The 17,039-nt window shown below is 64.7% G+C and carries 14 protein-coding genes; 9 read left to right on the top strand and 5 right to left on the bottom strand.

Going from position 1 to position 17,039, the window contains the following annotated elements:
• Nucleotides 1–11: 11 nt before the first annotated feature.
• From KB201_RS00535 to KB201_RS00550, 4 genes are all read left to right on the top strand, one after another.
• Entirely contained in the window at nt 12–449 is a 438-nt protein-coding gene (locus KB201_RS00535; RefSeq protein WP_058252692.1) for a SufE family protein, read from the top strand.
• Nucleotides 446–1,999, top strand: coding sequence for a condensation domain-containing protein (locus tag KB201_RS00540; RefSeq protein WP_211538121.1), 1,554 nt, complete (start codon nt 446–448; stop codon nt 1,997–1,999). The genes KB201_RS00535 and KB201_RS00540 overlap by 4 nt, the downstream gene beginning before the upstream one ends.
• A 206-nt stretch (nt 2,000–2,205) precedes the next feature.
• Complete coding sequence (locus tag KB201_RS00545) at nt 2,206–4,008, top strand: acetyl/propionyl/methylcrotonyl-CoA carboxylase subunit alpha (protein WP_211538122.1); 1,803 nt, start codon at nt 2,206–2,208, stop codon at nt 4,006–4,008.
• 145 nt (nt 4,009–4,153) lie between these two features.
• Nucleotides 4,154–4,516 (top strand): GNAT family N-acetyltransferase, encoded by a 363-nt coding sequence (locus KB201_RS00550; protein ID WP_211538123.1) that lies wholly within the window; start codon nt 4,154–4,156, stop codon nt 4,514–4,516.
• A 27-nt stretch (nt 4,517–4,543) separates the two neighbouring features.
• Here the strand turns inward: KB201_RS00550 and KB201_RS00555 are convergent, their stop codons facing one another.
• The 5 genes from KB201_RS00555 to KB201_RS00575 form a co-directional block, all read right to left on the bottom strand.
• On the bottom strand, nt 4,544–4,861 hold the full coding sequence (locus tag KB201_RS00555; protein ID WP_249144933.1) for a hypothetical protein: 318 nt from the start codon (nt 4,859–4,861) through the stop codon (nt 4,544–4,546).
• A gap of 113 nt (nt 4,862–4,974) precedes the next feature.
• Nucleotides 4,975–5,526 (bottom strand): hypothetical protein, encoded by a 552-nt coding sequence (locus tag KB201_RS00560; protein WP_065632781.1) that lies wholly within the window; start codon nt 5,524–5,526, stop codon nt 4,975–4,977.
• 144 nt (nt 5,527–5,670) lie between these two features.
• The gene (locus KB201_RS00565) at nt 5,671–6,054 is read right to left on the bottom strand and encodes a hypothetical protein (protein WP_211538125.1); all 384 of its coding nucleotides are present in this window, start codon (nt 6,052–6,054) and stop codon (nt 5,671–5,673) included.
• Between the two features lie 137 nt (nt 6,055–6,191).
• The gene (locus KB201_RS00570; RefSeq protein WP_211538127.1) at nt 6,192–6,545 is read right to left on the bottom strand and encodes a hypothetical protein; all 354 of its coding nucleotides are present in this window, start codon (nt 6,543–6,545) and stop codon (nt 6,192–6,194) included.
• Complete coding sequence (locus KB201_RS00575; RefSeq protein ID WP_211538129.1) at nt 6,545–7,963, bottom strand: Fis family transcriptional regulator; 1,419 nt, start codon at nt 7,961–7,963, stop codon at nt 6,545–6,547. The genes KB201_RS00570 and KB201_RS00575 overlap by 1 nt, the downstream gene beginning before the upstream one ends.
• Nucleotides 7,964–8,152: 189 nt before the next feature.
• On the opposite strand from KB201_RS00575, the gene KB201_RS00580 reads away from it, so the two are divergent.
• From KB201_RS00580 to KB201_RS00600, 5 genes are all read left to right on the top strand, one after another.
• A complete protein-coding gene (locus KB201_RS00580; protein WP_211538130.1) occupies nt 8,153–10,045 on the top strand; it encodes a hypothetical protein in 1,893 nt (630 codons plus the stop codon).
• Nucleotides 10,046–10,101: 56 nt separating this feature from the next.
• Nucleotides 10,102–11,727, top strand: a complete 1,626-nt coding sequence (locus KB201_RS00585; RefSeq protein ID WP_211538132.1) for a class I SAM-dependent DNA methyltransferase — start codon at nt 10,102–10,104, stop codon at nt 11,725–11,727.
• A 76-nt stretch (nt 11,728–11,803) separates the two neighbouring features.
• Nucleotides 11,804–12,853, top strand: a complete 1,050-nt coding sequence (locus KB201_RS00590) for a restriction endonuclease subunit S (RefSeq protein ID WP_282958879.1) — start codon at nt 11,804–11,806, stop codon at nt 12,851–12,853.
• A 58-nt stretch (nt 12,854–12,911) separates the two neighbouring features.
• A complete protein-coding gene (locus KB201_RS00595) occupies nt 12,912–16,112 on the top strand; it encodes a type I restriction endonuclease subunit R (protein WP_211538136.1) in 3,201 nt (1,066 codons plus the stop codon).
• A complete protein-coding gene (locus tag KB201_RS00600; RefSeq protein ID WP_211538138.1) occupies nt 16,105–17,010 on the top strand; it encodes a hypothetical protein in 906 nt (301 codons plus the stop codon). The genes KB201_RS00595 and KB201_RS00600 overlap by 8 nt, the downstream gene beginning before the upstream one ends.
• The last annotated feature ends 29 nt before the right edge of the window (nt 17,011–17,039 follow it).

Raw genomic sequence — 17,039 nt, forward strand, 5'->3', positions numbered from 1 at the left:
CCGACCGCACGATGAGTCTGCCTCCAGCCCTGGCCGAGATCGTCGACGACTTCGGCGCACTCGGCGACTCCGACAAGGTCACCCTCCTGCTCGAGTTCGCCGGCGAATTGCCGGACATACCGGCGCATCTCGAGCAGGATGCGATGGAACCGGTACCCGAGTGCCAGTCGCCGGTCTTCCTGTCCGTCGACGCCGCGGACCCGTCGTCGGTGCGGCTGTATTTCAGCGCTCCGCGCGAGGCGCCGACGACCCGCGGTTTCGCCGCCATCCTGCATCAGGGACTCGACACCGCGTCGGCGCGCGAAATCCTCGACGTGCCATCGGATTTCTATTACGACCTGGGACTCGGCAGCGCCGTGAGTCCGCTGCGCCTGCGGGGTATGGCGGGCATGCTGGGCCGCATCAAGGCGCAGGTTCGCGCCCAGGTGCCCGACACCCCCGGGGCATGAAGTTCATCCAGATCCGCGACGAACCCATCGCGCCCGGCGGTCTCGTCGAGTGGACGCCGTATGTGCCTGGCGGACTGGGCAATTGGGACTACGACTCGCGCCTGACCTCGCACAATCACGAGCAACATCTGCGGGCGGCGTTCGAGTACCGGGTCCGCACGCGTCGCGAGGGCGGACGTGAGGCCTGGCTCGGGTTGAGCATCGAGTTCGACGAGCCGCTGTCGATTCCGGCCATCCGGTCGGTGCTGACCCAGTGGATCGACCGGCACGAGGTGCTGCGTAGTCACGTCGTGATCAAGGGGTCCGGCCTGCAGCGGCTGACCACCGCGCCGGGGACCGTGAAACTCAAGATGGGCCGGGTCGGCTGGTACGCCGAGTCGGGTCCGCTCGTGGAGCAACTGGCGGGCTCGTTCGATCGCGCCACCGCGCCGCTGCACTGGCCGGCCTACCGGTTCGCGACGGTCGGACGCGAACGCTCGTTCACGCTCCTCTTCGCCGCCGATCACTCGCTGGTCGACGGGTACTCGCTGATCATGGCCCAGCAGGAGCTGGTGTCGATGTACCGGGCGGCGCGGGAGCATCGCGGCGCGAATCTGCCCGAGGTCGGCAGTTATGTCGACTTCAGCGCCGAGGAACGCCGGCTCGCCGACCAGACCGGGCGCGATCATCCGGCCGTCGGCCTGTGGTCGGAGTTCCTGGCCGCCGGCAACGGTGACATGCCCGGTCTGCACACGGCCGACCCGGCCACCGGCCACCGCACCCACGACGATGCCGCTCCCGACGATGTCGACAAGGACGCGGCACTCCCCCAGGAGTCGCTGTGGGGTGTCGTCGCCGACGACGCGACGGCCAACAGGTTCACCGCGATCTGCTCGGAGGCCGGCGGCACGCTGACCGCCGGGGTGCTGGCGGCCTTCGCCGTCGTGCACCACGAACTGACCGGCGATCGGCAGTTCCGGTGTGTGCTGCCGCGGCACACGCGCGACGACGCCCGCTGGCTGACCTCCCTCGGCTGGTTCGTCGGGGTCGCTCCCTTCTGTCTGGACATGTCCGACTCCCCGACGTTCGACCAGGCCGTCGTCCGATCCACCGCCGCGCTCAAGCACGGGCGTCAGGGCGCTTCGCTGCCGTTCCTGCGGGTGGCCGACCTGATCGGGCACGAGGGTGGCCCGCGGTTCGTCATCTCGTTCATCGACACGCGCTATGCGCCGGGCGCCGGGGCCGCCGACGCGGGGCGTGCGAAGGTCCTCCGCAGTCACAGCTACTCGCCCGACGAGGTGTACATCTGGATCAACCGCACCCCGTCGGGGCTGCGGTACTCCGCCCGGTTCCCGCGCGAGTCGCCACTGCGTGAGCTCGGCGTCGCCGCCTCGGCGAACACCCCGGGTGCACAACATGAGGGAAACGTCACATTTCCCGCCGCCGAGGCCCGTTCCGAAGACGGTTGGGCAATCGACCCGACAGGTGGTCCCGTCCACGCCTACCTGCGTGCTTTCGCCGAACTGGTCCGACGCCTCGGTGATGCGAGCACATTCTCCCCGGCGTTGTGACCCAGGGCTCCACCGAACGATTGCTCGGTGGGCTAGGGTATTGCCCGGAAGGTCGCGACACCTGCACCGCGAAGGTGTCGCATCGCCCTCGCCGTCCGCATCCCGGCCGGTGACGGCGGGCCGCCAGACTTGACCGACGTCCGCCCAACGTGTCGCGTGCGCTACCGCGTCGTGCACCTGAGTACGAGTAAGGCCCAGGAGAACAAGTGCCCAGTACCTCTGCGAACACTCCGTCCGCAATCAGCAAGGTCCTCATCGCCAACCGTGGCGAAATCGCTGTCCGCGTGATCCGCGCCGCCCGGGATGCAGGCATCGCGAGCGTCGCGGTCTACGCCGAGCCCGACGCGAACGCACTGTTCGTCAAACTCGCCGACGAGGCTTTCGCACTGGGCGGGCAGACATCGGCGGAGTCGTACCTGGTCTTCGACAAGATCCTCGACGCGGCCAAGAAGTCCGGCGCCGACGCGATCCACCCCGGTTACGGCTTCCTGTCCGAGAACGGCGACTTCGCGCAGGCCGTCATCGACGCCGGGCTGATCTGGATCGGTCCGTCCCCGCAGTCGATCCGCGACCTCGGCGACAAGGTGACCGCGCGCCACATCGCGCTCAAGGCCGACGCACCGATGGCCCCCGGCACCAAGGATCCGGTGAGGGACGCCGACGAGGTCGTCGCCTTCGCCCAGGAGCACGGCGTGCCGGTCGCCATCAAGGCGGCATTCGGCGGCGGTGGACGTGGCATGAAGGTCGCGTACACGATCGAGGAGATCCCGCACCTGTTCGAGTCGGCCACCCGCGAGGCCGTCGCGGCGTTCGGTCGCGGCGAGTGCTTCGTCGAGCGCTACCTCGACAAAGCCCGCCACGTAGAGGCCCAGGTCATCGCCGACCAGCACGGCAACGTCATCGTCGCCGGCACCCGCGACTGCTCGCTGCAGCGTCGATTCCAGAAGCTGGTCGAGGAGGCCCCGGCCCCGTTCCTGACCGACGAGCAGCGCACCAAGATCCACGAGTCCGCCAAGGCCATCTGCCGCGAGGCCGGCTACTACGGCGCCGGCACGGTCGAGTTCCTGGTCGGCAGCGACGGGCTGGTCTCGTTCCTCGAGGTCAACACCCGCCTGCAGGTGGAGCACCCGGTCACCGAGGAGACCGCGGGCATCGACCTCGTGCGTCAGCAGTTCCGCATCGCCAACGGCGAGAAGCTGGAGATCACCGAGGACCCGACCCCGCGCGGCCACGCCTTCGAGTTCCGCATCAACGGTGAGGACGCCGGCCGCAACTTCCTGCCCGCCCCGGGACCGATCTCGGTCTACAAGGAGCCGACCGGCCCCGGCGTCCGCGTCGACTCCGGCGTCGTCGAGGGCGACGTCATCGGCGGCCAGTTCGACTCGATGCTGGCCAAGCTGATCGTCACCGGCGAGACCCGTGAGCAGGCGCTGGAGCGTTCGCGTCGTGCACTGGCCGAGTTCGAGGTCGAGGGCCTGGCGACGGTCATCCCGTTCCACCGGCACATCGTCTCCAATCCCGCCTTCATCGGCGACGGCGAGAAGTTCGACGTCTACACCAAGTGGATCGAGACCGATTGGGACAACCCGATCGAGCCGTACACCGGCGGCGAGCCCATCGAGGACGAGGAGGCCGCCCCGCGGCAGAACGTCGTCGTCGAGGTCGGCGGCCGTCGCGTCGAGGTGTCGCTGCCCGGCGATCTCGCCCTCGGTGGCGGTGGTGGCTCGGCCAACGGCGTCGTCCGCAAGAAGCCGAAGGCACGTTCGCGTAAAAAGGGTGGCGGCGCAGCCGTTTCCGGCGACGCCGTGGCAGCTCCGATGCAGGGCACCGTCGTCAAGGTCGCCGTCGAGGAGGGCCAGGAGGTCGCCGCCGGTGATCTGGTCGTCGTCCTCGAGGCCATGAAGATGGAGAACCCGGTCACCGCCCACAAGGACGGCGTCGTCACCGGCCTCACCATCGAGGCCGGCGCTGCCGTCACCCAGGGCACGGTGCTGCTCGAGCTGAAGTAAGACACACCGCTCCCTCGCTGCCTGAGGTGCGAGGAGCGATAGCGACGAGCCACGAAGGCCTGGTGAGACGATCTCGCCAGCCCTTCGTGGCTCACTTCGCTCGCACCTCAGGGAACAGTGGGCGCAAGCGCATCGAAGGGACGTTGTGCAACCAGTCGAGATCAACGCCGGAACGTGGTATCTGCGTGCGCTTCGTGCGGACGAGCGGATCACCGACGTCCCGGCGTTGTCTCATCTCGAGGTCGACGACCCCGCCGCGTACGTCGCTGCGGCGCAGCGTGACTGGGAGTCGGAGACACGATTCGTCTGGGCGATCTGCATCCCCACCACCGGTGAGCTCATCGCCCTGATCGGGGTCACGCCGAACGGCTCGTCGGGCCGCCTGTGGGGCCGGGCTCGCGACGGCTACGACGAGGCGCTGGACACCGCCGTCGGTCCGGTCTCGAGGTTTGCCGAGGGTGCGCTGGGTCTGGCTGTCGAGCAACCATTTTCGCGCGGCATCGGCTGAGGTCCGTAGTCAGCGGACGGTGTGGACCTAGTTCTTCAATCCGATGCCGCGGCTCTCGACGGCATACGGCGCGGGACACCACACTCGGGCCGTCTTACCGCTTCTCGCCTTCTGCCACGAACTCTGCACGAACTTCTTCCCGAACAGCTTGGGGTTGACTGTGTTGAAGCAGACCGCATATGCCTGGTACGAACCGTTTCCGCCCTTGCACAACGCATCTGAGTAGGTGAAGCCCCCACCCTTGGTGCACTGGGTCGGCGCTGCGGATGCTTCACTTGCTCCGCCCACCGCGAGTGTCAGTGCCGCAGCGCTCGCAACCATCGTGGCGGTCAATCGTTTTCTCATTGGTCATCCCTTCCGATGCGCGAAGTGCGCGGATCGAAGACTCCACGCATTGGACGAAATCTACGGTGCAAGATCAAGCAGGTCTGTCCTCCGGACCGGTGAATCGTCCCACCTCACTGTCCGACTCCGATCACCTTGATCGTCTCGGTGGCCACGATCGGCTGTCCACCAATGGGCGGGGTCACCGACACCGTGATCCGGTAGTCGCCCGGTACGGTGATCGATGGCATCTGGCTGAACGTCCGCCCGCCGCTGCATTCATCGCTCCGGTACCGTTCATCGACATCGCCTGGACCGGTCACATCGATCACCACCGCACAGTCATCCGACTCGAGGTCGCCGTCCTCCGACCGCGACGTCCAGCTCACTCCCGGGAAGCTCGTACCGCCGCGTCGATTGAGCTGGATCATCTTGTCTCCCACTTTGTCCCCGCTGTAGAACTCCAGCTTCACAGACCGGATCGCATCGACGTCGGCACTCGCTTCAGCACTGGTCCCCGACGAGTATGCGGCGGCACCGGTGGAGACCGCGGTCGTGGAGCTGGTGGCCTGAGTGGCGGTGACGGTTGCGGTCACCGTCTCCGGCGCAGGCGCCTGCTCCTCCGCACACCCTGTGATCACACCCAGAGCGGCGATCCCGATGATTCCCAGCACGATCCGACGCATGTGCGACCCTTTCTCAGTACCGACAGACACGGCATCGTCCCACGGCTCGATACGGACAGCGCGCTCAACGGATGGCCCGCGGCTCAAATTGGTACGGACGGACTACACGTCCAGACAAGGGCGCCCCGGTCGAGCAGGCTTCGATCAGCACATGGCCCAAGCGCCGTACTCGGAGCGGTCCTCGTCGCGTTCAGCGATCTGCCCGTTGATCCAGATCGCGCAGTACACGTAGCTCGCGTTGTCGTTCTGGATGTCTGCCGAGATGTACTGGCCGTACTCCTTGTACTCGGTGAAGCTCGACGATCCGCACCACAGTCCGTTGTTCCGCTCCGACAGCTGGACCCGCTGATCGTAGTGGCGGTTGCCGTTGTCGTATTCGACGTCGTTGCCGTACCGCTCGGACGAACAGAATACGGTCTTCACGCGGTCGTACTGGTCGGTGATCACGGCCTCGGCAGGGACCGCGAGTGCGAGCGCGGGGATGATGGCTCCGGCGCCGATGAGAGCCGTGCGGATGATCTTGCGCATTTCAATTCTCCTTGTGTAGCGATGGTTCCAGGTGACGCCGCGGACACAGCGCACGTGTGCGTGTCGGACGGAATTCACCCGCGTGATTGACAGGGCCGACCAGGCAATCGTCTGGTCGCCCGACAGCCGATGGATGCCTACTGCATGTCGACTCCTCGGAAGCACCACTCGCATGCGGTACGGATGCGGGCGATGCCCGTTCGGATTCGTCCGCGCCGGCCACACAGTTCGCAGATCGTGCTGGACTCCTCCACGCTGGCGTCGATCAGGAGCTCGCAGACACCGCGGGTGAATTCGTCGACCGAGTCTCCGTAGTTCACGTAGCAGCGCAGGACCCCGAACTTCTCCTTGATCTGCACGTAGGTGAAATCGTCGGTGACGGCGGTGAGTTGACGATGGAGACGGACCAGAAGCGGATACCACCCTGTGTTGACGGAACAGTCAACGGCCGGAGGCGCCATCGCGTCGGGAAGTCGGACAGGCTCCGGCATCACGCGACGCCGCGTTCGGTGGCGATTGCCGAGTCGTCAGAATCCACGCCCGCCAGCGCGTTCAGTGCGTCGGCCAGCAGTCGGTCGATGGCCGAGTAGACAGCCCCGCAGGTGCTCTCGATCTTGCGCACGTTGTTCGCGATCGCACCGGCAGACTTCTTGATCTCGTCGATCTTTTCGAGTTGTTTGACTGCGGCGGTGATCTTCTCCTCCGCGGTGTTGATCTCCTGCGCGCCCGACCTGGTGGCCGCAGCCAGGGATGCGGTCCGCAGGAGCATGACGACCGCACGCATGAGGTCGGGGTCATCGGCAGTCGGGTCGAAAGCGAGCACGATTCGACGCCGACCGAGCACGCGGATCGTCTCACCGCAGTTCTGTTCCACGGACCGGACCAGGCCGATCGCGGCAGTGGCGTTCCGGTTTCGTTCAGCTTCGTCGAAGTACGCCCCCCAATGATCCCGCTTCGAGTCGGTCACCTCGACGACGACGCGCGCGTCTCCGCCGTCGACGACCAGCACGCCGTCGCCCTTCTTGCAGCGAACGACCGAGCCGACGACGGCACCGGTTTCGAGGTACTCATCCCCGAGGCCGGCGGCGACCTGGTGGAGAACCTGATGGATCTCGGCCTCGTAGGTGCTCCCCTTGATCGGGGACACCTTGCTCACCGACGCTTTCGCCTCGGCTACCTTCAGCGCCGTGACCACCTCGTCGAGCCGCCGGGCCACCGCCGAGTGCTGTTCTGCGAGTTGGGCAGTCAGAGCGTCCTGACGCTTGGCGAGGTCTGCGGTGTGCTTGGCCATGGGAGATGTCGGGTCGGCAGGATCGAACTGTTTGGCCGCCTTGGCGAGCAGTTCGCTGGTGTTCTCGGCGGCTCGTTTGTCGAGGTTCGCGGCAAAACGTTCGAGCAGTGGCGCGAAGCGGTCGACGACCTCCGGGTCGGTACCTCCGAACAGCCGTTTGAGTTCGGCTTCGGTCTCGCGGCGCATCAGTGCAATGGCCTCCGAGAGTGACTTGCGAGTTGCCTCGTCGGCCTCGCGAAGGTTCTTCTGCGCTTCCGCGGCAGCCTTGCTGACGGCCTCCGACGCGGCTTTCACGCTGCGGTCGGTCATCGAAGCGGCCTCTGCCGTCGACGACGCAGCCCTCTCACCGAGTTCGGTGATCATCCGCTTGAGGGCACGCGATTCCTGGGCGTCGCCGGTCGCCGACAGGGCGTGAGAACCAATGGTGATCGCCTTGGCAACGAAATCTCCGAGGTCCGCCTCGACGAGGGTCGCTTGGTCTTCGACGATCGGCCCTCGTTCGCCGGTGGTCCATCGCTGCGCTTCGCGGACAACGTCTTTGTCTCGGAGTGTCACCCCTTCGATGACGACGGCTGCGGCCAGTTCATCAAAGTGTGCGGGTGCTTTCGGTTCGGTCATTTCAGCTCCTCCCGGTCTGGCCGACCAAGGGGATCGGCTGCCGAACACAGACTGCGCCGGGGCCGCCGTTTGCCGATACTATTTCACTGTTAAGCCGCCTTAACAGTGAGACGAACCTGTACAAGTGCCGGCTGGGTAGTGTTCTCCGGGAAACGATGAGCAGTCGACAAGGGCGAGGAGGTGACCGCAATGACCACACTGACGATGCAGGACATCGCCGACCTTGCGAGAGTAACGCGGCCGGCAGTCAGCCAGTGGCGCAAACGCCCGATCGTGCGCGGCGAGTCGTTCCCCTTCCCTACTGCGGTCTCGACGATCGGTGGCATCGAACATTTCGACCGCACCGAGATCGTGGAGTGGCTCGACCGAACGGGTCGTGGCAAGAACCGCGCCGAACAACATCTGGACGTCGACGCTCTGGCAGTGCCGGAGCACGTCCGGTTCGACGATGTCGTTTGCCTACTGGCTCTGTACGCGTTGTCAGGCGTCGACTTCGCGGATGCATCACACGGCGAACTGACCACTGCGGCCGCGCGAGTCGACCCTGACGATCAACTGATCCGACGCGAAATCGACGCGTTCACGGCAACATCGGATTCGGTGCGGTTCACCGAGCAGCTCGTCGACGCCTCCCTGGGCACACCTGATGCGCTGACGCGTCTGGAGCGAGGACGGTTGGGCAGAGCACGCGGCGTACGCGACCTGACCCCCGACGCTCTGGGTCTCGTCCGCGGAGTTGTCGGCGCCGCAGTGGCGCACCTCGACGCAGATGTGTCCATCGTCCCGGCCGGCGACCCGACCCTGGCGCTCGCGTGCGCCGACCTGGCGTCGGAGCTGGTCGTCCGGGGCACCGACAGCGAGGCCCGGGATCTCCGGCGGCGAGCGGCGATCGCGAGAGTCGACGTGAGCACCGCCGTACAGGCACGCGGCGCAGTTGTCGCCTCGCTCATCGGGTCCGAGGTGTGCGATGTGCTCGAAGCTGTGGATGCACTCCTTCTCGATCTGCGGGACGGCGACGTCGCGGTGGTCATGGCACCGGCGGCCGCGCTCACCGATCACCTCGCCGGCGACTTGCAGATCCGCCGATCCGAGACGCTCAAGCTCGGCAGTGTCGTTGCGGCACTACGCCTTCCGCGCGGTCTCTGGCGCGAGGCACATCGGCAAAGCCAGGCTTTGTGGATCTGTCGGGGCGGGACGGATTCGGACCTCATCGGCACTGCCGACCTGGACAGGTTCTCCGTCGACGACCTGGGCGACCTCGCCAGCGACGTCACCGCGATCCTCGACCGGGATGCCCGGCGCGCCCACCGGTATTTTCGGTCGCGCGAATTGATCGCGATCCGGGGAAGCGGCACGGTCGTTCCCCGCGGGACCAGTGCGCCGCGCCTCCGATCCCGCGCGCTCGCCGACCACGCTGACCGTGTCCACCACGCCACGCTGCAGACGTCGACTCCCGCACGCACGGTGGACGTGCTCATCAAGGCAGCGTCCGGACGGTTCCGGACGCACGATCAGTCGCTAGCCGAGTTACAGGAGAGCAAACTCATCACGGTGCGCTCGGGAAACCGCTTCGACGAGTCGGATGCCGACCCACATGGAACGGTGATTGTCTTGCCGGAGGGAACGCTACGCTTCGATCCGTTCGATGCGGCGCAACGCTATCCACGCGCCCGACGAACCGATCCGGGCGACATCGTGTTCGTCGAGAAGCCGGTCCCGCACGCGGTCATCGACAACGTGGGCGGGTCGCTCGTGAAGGCTCCAGCGAAGCTCCTGCGAATCGACCCGCGGGCGCCGCTCGGTCCCCACACGCTCGCGGCGATCATCAACTCGCGATGCGAACCCGGCTCCGAGTGGCAGACCTGGCGTGTACCCGGGCTCACCTCCACCGAGTCCGACCAACTCGAACGAGCTCTCGCCGACGTCGCGGACTACCAGCGCGCCGTCGAGCGAAAGGTGGCGGCCGCCAGAGAACTGACCGTCGCGCTCATCGATGGCGTCGCCGCCGGCGACATCTCCCTTGACACCACCGAAACCACACCGGGCATAACGGCCGTGAGGACAACGGCGGGGCGGGGATGAGTGGTCGATGACCGCTCCCCTGTCCCAACCGCAGCTTCGATAGAGAGGAACCACCAATGGCCGCGAGGCGCAAGGCAGAGCCGTCGGCTCCGTCGACGATGAAAGAGCTCAAGGACACACTGTGGAAAGCGGCGGACAAGCTCCGCGGGTCGCTGTCGGCGAGTCAGTACAAGGACGTGATCCTGGGGCTGGTCTTCCTCAAGTACGTCTCGGATGCGTACGACGAACGTCGAGAAGACATCCGACGCGAACTGGCCGATGACGGTTTCGACGAGTCGCAGATAGCCGATGTCATCGACGACGCCGGCGAGTACCAGGGTGCCGGGGTCTTCGTGGTCCCGCCGATCGCACGCTGGTCATTTCTGGCGGACAACGCCAAGGGTCTCGCCTCCGACGACGGTTCGCCAGACAAGAACATCGGCCAATTGATTGACGAGGCGATGGACGCGGTCATCGCCGCCAACAAGTCGCTCGCGGGTACGCTCCCCCGGATCTACAACCGCGACAACATCGATCAGCGTCGCCTCGGCGAGCTCGTTGACCTGTTCAACAGCGCCCGGTTCAGCCGCCAAGGTGAACACAAGGCGCGTGACCTGATGGGTGAGGTCTACGAGTACTTCCTGGGCAACTTCGCTCGTGCGGAAGGAAAGCGGGGCGGCGAGTTCTTCACCCCGCGCAGCGTCGTCCGGGTGATCGTCGAGGTCCTCGAGCCCTCGAAGGGTCGCGTCTACGACCCATGCTGTGGCTCGGGTGGCATGTTTGTGCAGACCGAGCAGTTCATCTACGAGCACGACGGCGACCCGAAACAGGTCTCGGTCTATGGCCAGGAGGCCATCGAGGAGACATGGCGGATGGCGAAGATGAATCTCGCGATCCACGGCATCGACAACAATGGTCTCGGCGCTCGGTGGGGTGACACGTTCGCACGGGATCAGCACGCGGATCTTCAAATGGACTATGTGATGGCCAATCCGCCGTTCAACATCAAGGACTGGTCCAGGAACGAGGAGGATCCCCGATGGCGGTACGGCGTTCCGCCTGCGAGGAACGCCAACTACGCCTGGTTGCAGCACATTTTGTCGAAGCTGGCTCCTGGCGGCAAGGCGGGCGTCGTGCTGGCGAACGGATCGATGTCGTCGAACAACAACGGCGAGGGCGAGATACGCGCCCAGATCGTAGATGCCGACCTGGTGTCGTGCATGATCGCGCTACCGACGCAGCTGTTCCGTAGCACCGGAATCCCTGTGTGCCTCTGGTTCTTCGCGAAGGACAAGACGAAGGGCAAGCAGGGGTCAGTCGACCGAAGCGGACAGGTCTTGTTCATCGACGCCCGCGAGATGGGCTACATGATCGACCGCGCGGAACGCGCGTTGACCGACGAGGAGATTGTCAAGATCAGCGATACGTTCCACGCCTGGCGCGGGTCCACCTCGGCTGCCGAGAAAGAGGTCGATTACGAGGACGTCCCGGGGTTCTGCAAGTCGGCGACGCTCGAGGAAATCAAGGCTGCGGGCTATGCGCTGACGCCCGGGCGGTACGTGGACGCACGCGAGGTCGAGGATGACGGCGAGCCGATCGATGAGAAGGTCGCTCGCCTCCGGACGGAGCTGTTTGCCGCTCTCGATGAATCCACGCGGCTGGAGAAGGTTGTTCGCGCGCAGATGGAGCGGCTTCATGGTTAAGTCACAAAATACCTCGTGGCAACAGGTCCAGCTTGGCGACCTCTTGACACGCATCACGTACGGTTTCACCAACCCGATGCCGACTACAGACTCCGGACCCACCATGGTGACTGCGAAAGACATCCGGGGAGGCCGCATTGACTACAGCACCGTGCGCCATACGTCCGCTGAAGCGTTCCGAGAAAGGTTAACCGACAAGAGTCGGCCACGAGTCGGAGACATCCTCTTGACCAAGGATGGAAGTATTGGCCGCGTTGCCGTATGCGATCGGGACGACATCTGTATCAATCAGTCAGTTGCCCTCCTGCAGCCAAAGTCAGACGTCAACCCACGATTTCTGGCGTACCTTTTGCAGGCTCCGAGATACCAAACAGCAATGGCTGCGGACGCAGATGGTTCGACCATCAAGCACATCTACATCACTCGAGTTGACAAGATGGCAATCGAGGTTCCGGATGCTGTCAAGCAGAAGGAGATCGCGGATGTCCTCGGCGTTCTCGACGACAAGATCGCGGCGAATGAGCGGGTAGGCCGTCTCCTTGACAATCTCGGCGAGGCGGCGGTCAACCAGCAAGCGTTGACTGTTGCGCCGAGCACAGTTCGCACGGTCGCAGATTTCTTGTATGGAAAAGCACTCCCCGTCGCATCGAGGACGACCGGGATTGTCACTGTTTATGGCAGCGGCGGTGCGGTCGGCACCCACGACACGGCGCTGGTCGACGGCCCCGGAATTGTTGTCGGTAGAAAGGGCACGGTCGGCGCACTCTATTGGTCTGACGGCCCGCACTTTCCAATCGACACCACCTACTATGTGGTTCCCAAGCCTGGCGTGTCGCCGTACATTCTCTACTACGCGCTTCGCGCCGCCAGACTGAGTGAACTCAATTCGGATTCGGCTGTACCGGGCCTCAATCGCGATGAAGCGTATGGCCAGTATTTGAGAGTGCCTCTCGGCTCGGACGCAGAACAGCTGGCGAGGCGGCTCGAGCGCGACTTCGAGCTCGCGAAATCCCTACGAGAGCAAACCCGCTGTCTCGCCCAAACCCGCGACCAGCTCCTCCCCCTGCTGATGTCTGGAAGGGTGACAGTCAAGGACGTCGAGGGCACCATCGAAGACATCGTCTAACACACACCGACGCGGGGGCATCGACATCCGCGGACATCGACAGTCGGAGGACCACTAGATGAGTATGATTCCCGAATCCGAGTGGGAGACGTTGGCACTCGAGTGGCTGGCTGACCAGGAGTGGCAGCCGACACACGGCTCCGAGATCGCACCGGGCACCGAGGACGGTCGTACGGCGTGGGACGACATCGTCCTCCCCGACCGGCTTCTCACGAAGATGCGAGAGCTGAATCCCGATGTGCCCTACGAATATCTCGTTCAGGCGAGGGCGGCCATTCTCGCTCCTGAGTCGGGAGACCCACTGGCGGAGAATCATCGGCTGCACGAGATCCTCGTCAAGGGTTTCCGAGGCATCTCCTACGTCGATCACGAAGGCCTCGAGCAGACCCCGACCATCCGTCTTATCGGTGCTCGCCCAGAGGACAACGAGATGCTCGCGGTCCAGCAGGTGACCGTGCGCAACTCGGAGCACCAGCGTCGATTCGATGTCGTCGTGTACCTCAACGGTCTCCCGGTTGCGTTCTTCGAACTCAAACAGGCAGGTTCGGCGCAGGCCGACCTCGCGTCGGCCCACGCTCAGCTCCGGACCTATCTGCACGAATTCCCGATGGTGTTCCGGTTCGCTGTCATCTCGGTGATCAGTGACGGAATCACCGCCCGGTACGGCACACCGTTCACGCCGCTGGAGCACTTCGCACCGTGGAACGTCGATGACGACGGCAAGCCCATCGCGTCGGGCCACTCGAACGATCCCGACAAGCTCGGCCTCGAACTCGAGTACCTCATCGACGGCGTGTTCAATTCGGAACGCTTTCTGCAGATTCTGCGCAACTTCACCGCCTTCGACGCCGGCGCCGACGGCTACCTGAAGCGAATCGCGAAGCCGCATCAGTACTTCGCGGTCACCAAGGCCGTCGGGAACACCGTTGCGGCTGCGGAGAGCAACGGCAAGGCCGGCGTCGTGTGGCACACCCAGGGGTCGGGCAAGTCCATGGAGATGGAGCTCTACGCGCATCTCGTGGCACGTCAACCGAAGCTCAAGAACCCGACCATCGTCGTGGTGACCGACCGACGTGAACTCGACGGACAACTATTCGAGACCTTCAACCGGTCCGAACTCCTCGACGAATCGCCGGTGAAAGTTACTTCGCGAGAACAACTGCGGGATGAACTGTCGAACCGAACGACCGGCGGCATTTACTTCACCACCCTGCAGAAGTTCAGTCGGACACAAGCCGAGCGCGAGGCGGGCGCCGACCACCCGTTGTTGACCGACCGTCGCAATGTGATCGTCGTCGTCGACGAGGCGCACCGTAGTCACTATGACGACCTCGACGGATACGCCCGACATCTCGCCGATGCGGTGCCGCACGCGACTCTGATCGCGTTCACCGGCACCCCGATCTCGTTCGCCGAACGCAACACCCGAGAGGTCTTCGGCCCCTATATCGACATCTACGACCTCACCCGGGCCGTCGACGACGGCGCCACCGTGCCGGTCTACTTCGAGCCGCGACTGATCAAGGTCGGACTCACCGACGAAGTGACCGAGGACGATCTCGACCGCGCCGCCGACGAAGCAACTCGCGGCCTCGACGACGCCGAACGCGCTCAGATCGAGAAGTCCGTGGCCGTCATCAACGCGGTGTACGGCGCTCCTGAACGCGTCAAAGCACTCGCTGCCGACATCGTCGAACACTGGGACGGCCGGTCGGCATCCCTCGAGACCTTCATCTCGACCCCCGGTAAGGCGTTCGTCGTCACCGCCACCCGTGACATCGCCGCCCGGCTCTACGAGGAGATCGTCACACTCCGTCCGGAGTGGCACGACGACGCGGTCGACCGAGGAATCATCAAGGTCGTCTACTCCGGAAGCGCCAAGGACCAGGGCCTCGTCGCAAAGCACGTTCGGCGGGATGCACAGAACAAGATAATCCAGAAGCGACTGAAGGACGCCGATGACGAGCTGCAAATCGTCATTGTCAAGGACATGATGCTCACCGGCTTCGACGCGCCTCCGTTGCACACGCTGTATCTCGATCGTCCTCTCAAGGGCGCACTGCTCATGCAGACCTTGGCGCGCGTGAACCGGACCTTTCGAGGAAAGCCGTCCGGTTTGCTCGTCGCGTACGCGCCCCTGGCCGACAACCTGCACAAGGCACTCGCCGAATACACCGAGACCGACCAGGCACAGCAACCGGTCGGCCGGAACATCGACGAGGCGGTCGCACTCACCCAGCAGCTGCTCGCACAACTCGATGACGTGTGCTCCGGATACGACTGGCGAAGCAAGGCCAAGGACCCCGACCGCGGGTGGATGAAAGCGGCCGTCGGCCTGACCGAGTACCTGCGCTCGCCCGAAACCCCGGGCAACGCAGGGTCCGAAGACGAGGAGACTCTCGGCGGACGCTACCGCTCCCTCTCCGCCCATCTCGCAAGAGCCTGGGCACTAGCCGGTGGAGAGAAGTCGCTCGGCGAGTTGCGGCCGACGGTCCAGTTCTATGAAGAAGTCCGCGTCTGGATGGGCAAGTTCGACGCCGCCGACCGGCAGGCCGAAGGTCGCCCGGTTCCGGAGGAGATCAAACGCCTGCTGTCGTCCTTGGTGGCGCGCTCCACCGCGAGCGGTGAGATCGTCGACATCTACGACGCGGCAGGACTTCCCAAGCCGTCGTTGTCCGACCTCGGGCCCGACTTCGAGACCAAGGCCAAGGCCGCCACCAACCCGCACCTGGCGATCGAAGCGCTTCGCGCGACCCTGACCGAGGAATCGGCGCGTGCAACGCGGAACAACGTCGTTCGGCAGCGTGACTTCTCCGAGCGGATCACCGATCTGATGAAGCGCTACACAAACCAACAGATCACCTCCGCCGAAGTCATCGCCGAGCTCATCGCGATGGCCAAAGAAGTGGCGGCGGAGGGAAGCCGCGGTGAACGCTTCTCACCCGCTCTGAGCGAGGACGAACTCGCCTTCTACGACGCCGTTGCGAAGAACGAGTCGGCGGTCGAGTTCCAGGGCGACGAAGTCCTCGCCCAAATCGCGCGCGAGCTGGTCCGGATCATGCAGCGCGACACCAAATTCGACTGGACCGTCCGCGACGACGTGCGCGCGAAACTGCGGTCCTCCATCAAACGCTTGCTGGTCAAGTACAAATACCCGCCGGACAAGCAGCCGGCCGCCATCACCACGGTGTTCGAGCAGATGGAGATGATGGCACCTAGGTTCGCAGCAGAGAACGCCCCGGGAGACGACGATGACTGAGCGCTGGATCGATTGGTCTTCTGATGCACGCGATCGATTCACGCGTGTCATCTCCGATCTGAGGGAGCTGTCGCTCCTCCCTGACACGACGTCCGCAGACGACATCAGTTCGCTCGTGTCAGACATGCTTGACCGGCGCGATCAGATCGCCACCAAAACGTGGGACTCCAAGGCGTCCGAAATCCCGGTGCAGGATGGAAAAACCGCTCTGCGCCAGGTTTCCGAAGTGCTGTACGCCGCCGACCAAGCAGTGATCGACGAGCTCGTCTCGCGGATCCCAGCGAAATCGGTTCATGAGCGGATGAACTCCGCTGCGTATCTCGCAGCCGAGATCGACGCGGCGACAGCCGAAGCAGCGACGCTCGACTCGCACCGCTCAGGTGGTCCGGCAAGTCAGCAGGATGCCACCGATACCGAACTGCTCGGCGATCCCGCCGACTACGCCGGAATCGATCCCATCGAAGACGTGGCGATTCCGCCCCGGGTCGTATGGACCGAAGCCGACCGCAAGATCGCCCTCGACGAAGCCGCCAGCGCGTACGGCGTCGCCCCTGGCGAGTGGTACTCGGTCGAATGGCCTCCGACCGACGCCACACTGTGGACCCCCGGGTATCTCGTCACCTCCGAGTGGAAGCCGTGCGACGAACACACCGACGACCCGGACAGCGACGAGGCACTGGAATGCGTCCAGTGCGAAGACTCTGTCACCACCGACATCGAAGAGATGGCCGTCTGGAAGTTCACCACAAGATTGACTCATCACCGAATCGGGTTCGACAGCAACGGTTCTCTGGTCGTCGAACGTTTCACCGAGGACATCGACCCGTCGTTTGAGGTACGCGAGATCACGCAGGACCCACGCCTTGTCCGCATCGGCCCGCCCCATGGACATCGCTGACGTCACGCCTGGAGGCCAACGACGACGGC

The organism is Gordonia sp. SCSIO 19800, assembly GCF_018132775.1.
GTDB lineage: Bacteria > Actinomycetota > Actinomycetes > Mycobacteriales > Mycobacteriaceae > Gordonia > Gordonia hongkongensis.

Coding starts and splice junctions, on each gene's coding strand:
- KB201_RS00535 (WP_058252692.1), top strand. CDS start 12: ATGAGTCTGCCTCCAGCCCTGGCCGAGATCGTCGACGACTTCGGCGCA.
- KB201_RS00540 (WP_211538121.1), top strand. CDS start 446: ATGAAGTTCATCCAGATCCGCGACGAACCCATCGCGCCCGGCGGTCTC.
- KB201_RS00555 (WP_249144933.1), bottom strand. CDS start 4,861: ATGAGAAAACGATTGACCGCCACGATGGTTGCGAGCGCTGCGGCACTG.
- KB201_RS00560 (WP_065632781.1), bottom strand. CDS start 5,526: ATGCGTCGGATCGTGCTGGGAATCATCGGGATCGCCGCTCTGGGTGTG.
- KB201_RS00565 (WP_211538125.1), bottom strand. CDS start 6,054: ATGCGCAAGATCATCCGCACGGCTCTCATCGGCGCCGGAGCCATCATC.
- KB201_RS00570 (WP_211538127.1), bottom strand. CDS start 6,545: ATGCCGGAGCCTGTCCGACTTCCCGACGCGATGGCGCCTCCGGCCGTT.
- KB201_RS00575 (WP_211538129.1), bottom strand. CDS start 7,963: ATGACCGAACCGAAAGCACCCGCACACTTTGATGAACTGGCCGCAGCC.
- KB201_RS00580 (WP_211538130.1), top strand. CDS start 8,153: ATGACCACACTGACGATGCAGGACATCGCCGACCTTGCGAGAGTAACG.
- KB201_RS00585 (WP_211538132.1), top strand. CDS start 10,102: ATGGCCGCGAGGCGCAAGGCAGAGCCGTCGGCTCCGTCGACGATGAAA.
- KB201_RS00590 (WP_282958879.1), top strand. CDS start 11,804: ATGCCGACTACAGACTCCGGACCCACCATGGTGACTGCGAAAGACATC.
- KB201_RS00595 (WP_211538136.1), top strand. CDS start 12,912: ATGAGTATGATTCCCGAATCCGAGTGGGAGACGTTGGCACTCGAGTGG.
- KB201_RS00600 (WP_211538138.1), top strand. CDS start 16,105: ATGACTGAGCGCTGGATCGATTGGTCTTCTGATGCACGCGATCGATTC.